The sequence below is a fragment of the Streptomyces apricus genome (assembly GCF_008369065.1).
In the GTDB taxonomy this organism is placed as follows: Bacteria; Actinomycetota; Actinomycetes; order Streptomycetales; family Streptomycetaceae; genus Streptomyces; species Streptomyces apricus.
The window spans coordinates 1-4,229 of record NZ_VDFC01000119.1; the positions used below are offsets into that span (position 1 = coordinate 1).

Below are 4,229 nucleotides of genomic sequence, written 5' to 3' on the forward strand. Positions count from 1 at the left end.
CGGCCGCCGCCCCCGGATCCTCGTACTGTCGGCCGACGACGAGGCCGCACTGCGGCGGTACGCCGTACGCCTGCGGGCGTTCCTGGCCGACGGCGCGAACGCTCCGCAGGACGGCGCGGACGCCTTCGAGGACGGTATGAACGCCTCCGACGAGGGCGCTGGGGATGCCGGGGACGCCGGCACCCTGCTCGACCTGGCCTACACCCTGCAGTGCGGACGGAGCGCCCTGTCCCACCGGCTGGCGTTCACCGCCGGAGACCGGGACGAGGCGGTCCGCGCCCTGGACGCCCACCTGGACGCCGGCCCGGACGCCCGCCCGGACGCCCGTGCGGAGGGCGGCACGGCGGGCCGGAAGCCCGTGCACACGGGTGTCGCACCGCGCCGGCCCCTGCCGGCGGCGGCCCCCGGCGAGCTGGCGGATCTCGCGCGGCGCGGGGAGTGGGACACCATCGCCCGCGCGTGGGTGGAGGGCACTTCCTGGGCGTGGCAGGAGCTGTACACGGCGGACGAGAGTCCGCGCCGGACGCCCGCCCCGTTGTACCCGTTCGGCCGCGCACGCTACTGGCTCGACGACGTCGGACCGGACACCCCGGCGGCGGGGCGTTCCGGCGGCGGCCCGGACGCCGGTCTGCGCGCGGCCCTGGCCGCCCTGCCGGAGAGCGAGCGGCACTCCTTCCTCGTGCAGCGGCTCCGGGCGGAGCTGGGGGAACTGCTCCAGTACCCGCCGGACGTCCTGCCCGACCCCGACCGCGGCTTCGTCGAACTCGGCCTGGAGTCGGTCTTCGCCGTCCGGCTCGGTACCCGGATCGAGGAGGAACTCGGCGTGCCGATGTACGCGACCGTCACGTTCGACCACCCGACCGTCACGGAGCTGGCCCGCCACCTGCTGGAGGAAATCGGCCCGGACACCCCCGCCGGCGCGGGGCCCTCCGGGCACGCCGGGGCCGCCGGCATCCCGGAGCCGCGGTTCGAGGAGGTGTTCTACGAGGGGACCTGGGAGGCCGCCCCTCTCCCGGACCCGGACCCGAACCCGGACCCGGAATCGGAATCGGAATCGGTCCTGGAATCCGACCTGGCCGGTGGTCCCGGCGTCTGGTCGTCGGGAGCGGTGGTCCTCGACACGGACGGGACGCTCGCCGGGGAGCTGGCCCGCCGGGTGCGCGACCTGACCCCGGACGACATCCCGGTGGTACTGGTGCGGCCGGGCAAGGAGTACGAACGGACCGGCGACGACCACTACACCGTACGGCCGGGTCACGAGCAGGACTTCGCCCGGCTGCTGAAGGACCTGGAGGCCGGGCCCACCGGCGTGCCCGGGGTCTTCGTCCACTGCTGGGCGCGCGGCACCGGTACGGCGGACCCGGACCTCGACGCACTTCTCGACGCCGGTGTCCGCTCGGTGTTCCCGCTGGTCAGGCAGCTCGCCGCACGGCCCGGCCCGGTGCGTCTGCTGGTGGTGGACGCGCACTGCGCGGACGAGGGGCCGCATCCGCTGGCGGAGGCGTTCGGCGGGTTGGACCGCTGCGTGCGGCACGAGAACCCCCGGCTGGTCTGCCAGTCCCTGGCCGTCGCCGGGGAGACGGCGGACGCAGGTCCCGGCGCGGCGCGGGTGATCGAGGCGTGCGGCGCGGAACTCGGCGTCGTGGATCCGCCGTCCGAGGTCCGCTACGGGCCGCACGGGCGTCTCGTCCGCCGGATGCGGCGGCTCTCCCCGCCCACGGGGGAGCGGCAGCCTCCCGCGTGGGCCCCGGGCGGCACGTTCCTCGTCACCGGCGGCATCGGGGCACTGGGGCTGGCGTTCGCCGGGCATCTGGCCCGGCACGCCCCCCGCTGCAGCCTGGTGCTCGTCGGCCGCTCGGCGCCGGACGCCGAGCAGCGGAAGGCCGTCGACCTGATCGCGGAGACCGGCGCCACCGTCGAACACGTCGTCGCGGACGTGGGCCGTGAGGACGACGTACACCGCCTGCTGGAGCACGTGCGGAGCCGGTACGGCGGACTCGACGGGATCGTCCACGCCGCGGGCCGCATCCAGGACGCGCTGCTGTCCAACAAGACCCCGCACGACGTGGACGAGGTCCTGTCGGGGAAGCTGGCCGGCGCCGTCCACCTGGACGCGCTCACCCGGGACGACCCGCTGCGGTTCTTCGTGTCGTTCTCCTCCCTCACGTCCCTCACCGGCAACGCCGGCCAGAGCGACTACGGCTACGCCAGCGCCTTCCTCACTGCCTTCGCCCGCCGGCGTGAGGAACTGCGCGCCCGCGGCGAGCGCAACGGCCGCAGTGTCACCCTGATCTGGCCCTACATGCGGGACGGCGGGATGCGGGTCGACGCGGCGACCGAGGGGTACCTGCTGCGCCGCCACGGCCTCGCCCCGGTGGACACGGACCTGGCCGCCGAGGCGTTCGACCTCTCCCTCGTCACCGGTGCACCGGAGTTCGGCGTACTGCGCGCGGACCTCGGGAAGCTCGCCCGGACGCTGCCGATCCTGGACGCCCGGGAGCACACCGCACCGGCGGCCCGGGAGCGCGCCGCACCGGCCGCCACGCGGCGGGCCCCTGAGGACGGGCCGCGGAACGAGCTGCGAGACGGGCTGCGGGACGCGCTGGCCGAAGAGCTGAAGGAGCTGGGGCTGTGACGCCGGACCAGGACGGCCTGCTGGAACGGTCCCTGACGGCCATCCGCACTCTCCGCGCCGAACTCGCGCGGGAGCGCTCGGCCGTGCGCGAGCCGATCGCCGTGGTGGGCACGGCCTGCCGCCTGCCCGGCGGCGCCGACTCGCCGGAACGGCTCTGGGACCTGCTGGACCAGGGCCGTGACGCGGTCACCGAGGCCCCGGCCGACCGATGGCCGGCGGAGCTCTACCACAGCGCCGACCCGCGGGCCCCGGGCCGGATGTACACCACCAGCGGCGGATTCCTGACCGAGGACGTCGACGCCTTCGACGCGGGGGTGTTCGGCATCCCGGCGCAGGAGGCGGCCCAGATGGACCCGCAGCACCGGCTGCTCCTGGAGACCGGCTGGGAGGCGCTGGAGAGCGGCGGACTCCTCACGGAGCGGCCGGACTCCCGGAAGGTCGGCGTCTTCGTCGGCATGTCGGGCTCCGACCACTCCCGGGTGCCCGTCCCGCCCGAGACGGTCGGACCGTTCACCGCCACCGGCGCCGCCCCGAGCGTCGCCGCCGGGCGCATCGCCCACACGCTGGGGCTGCGCGGACCGGCCCTCGTCGTCGACACCGCGTGCTCGTCGTCGCTGGTGGCCATCCATCTGGCGGTACGGAGCCTGCGGCTGGGCGAGTGCGACGCCGCGCTGGCCGGCGGGGTCAACCTGCTGCTCGCACCCGATCCGTACGTCGCCCTGTGCAAGATGGGCGCGCTGTCACCCACCGGACGGTGCCGGACCTTCGACGCCGCCGCCGACGGCTACGTCCGGGCCGAGGGCTGCGGCCTCGTCGCCCTCATGCGGCTGTCCGACGCCCGCGCGGCCCGGGCTCCCGTGCTGGCGGTCGTCCGCGGTTCCGCCGTCAACCACGACGGCAGGGCCGGCGGAGTGACCGTGCCCAGCGAACGCGCGCAGCGGGAGCTGCTGCGCGAGGCGCTGCGGGACGCCGGCGCCGATCCGCACGAGATGGGGTACCTGGAGACGCACGGCACCGGGACGCCGCTCGGCGATCCGATCGAGGTCCGCGCCGCCGCCGACGTCCTCTGCCGGGACCGGCCCGCGTCCCGTCCGCTGGTCCTCGGCGCGCTGAAGTCCGCCGTCGGGCACCTGGAACCGGCCGCCGGGGTCGCGGGGCTGATCAAGACCGTGCAGGTACTGCGGCGCGGCCGGATCCCGGGCAACCTCCACCTGAAGGAACCCAACCCGCGGCTGGGCGTGGAGGATCTGCCGGTGGTCCTTCCCGACCGGCCGCTGCCCTGGCCGGCGGACGGGCGCGGCCGGATCGCGGGCGTGAGCTCCTTCGGCTTCAGCGGCACCAACGCCCATGTGGTGCTGCAGGACGCACGGACCGCCGCCCCGGAGCACGACGGTGCCGGCCCGGAGCACTACGGTGCCGCTCCGGAACGCGACGACGCCGTCCCGGAAGGCGACGACGCCGCCTCGGAACGCGACGGCGCCGTCCCGCGGGTGCGGCGCCGGGCCCAGGTGCTGCCGCTGTCGGCGGCCGGACCCGACGCCCTGCGCGACCTCGTGCGCCGGCTCGCCGACTGGGCCGCCGCCCACCCCGACGC

At 75.9% G+C, this 4,229-nt stretch carries 2 protein-coding genes; both read left to right on the forward strand.

All coding sequences use genetic code 11. From position 1 onward, the window contains the following. On the forward strand, nucleotides 1-2,635 hold a 2,635-nt coding region (locus tag FGF04_RS38230), incomplete at its 5' end, for an SDR family NAD(P)-dependent oxidoreductase (RefSeq protein ID WP_149515990.1). Further along, on the forward strand, nucleotides 2,632-4,229 hold a 1,598-nt coding region (locus FGF04_RS38235; RefSeq protein ID WP_235882727.1), incomplete at its 3' end, for a polyketide synthase. The genes FGF04_RS38230 and FGF04_RS38235, both read left to right, overlap by 4 nt.